A 223-nucleotide genomic window follows, 5' to 3' on the forward strand; every position below is an offset into this window, starting at 1 on the left:
CCGCCACCCCCCCCGCGCCCAGCACGGCGGCCTGCGGCTTGCCCTTGGCTTCGGCGAGGAAGTTGAACGATTCCCCCAGTGCGCAGAACTCGCCCAGGCTGTCCCAACGCAGGTGGTTTTCTTCCTGCACCTGCTGGACATGCTTGGGCGCGGTGCCGCCGGCACCGGTTTCGAACATGCCGCCGCCGTTCATCAACTTGACGATCGACAGCATCTTGGCCGA

At 66.4% G+C, this 223-nt stretch carries 1 protein-coding gene; it reads right to left on the reverse strand.

What is annotated here, in order from left to right; all coding sequences use genetic code 11:
• On the reverse strand, positions 1-223 hold a 223-nt coding region (locus tag B3E43_RS01350; protein WP_292026094.1), incomplete at both ends, for an NADP-dependent isocitrate dehydrogenase.

Origin of the sequence: Brevundimonas sp. UBA2416, assembly GCF_002343105.1 — a bacterium.
Classification (GTDB): domain Bacteria; phylum Pseudomonadota; class Alphaproteobacteria; order Caulobacterales; family Caulobacteraceae; genus Brevundimonas.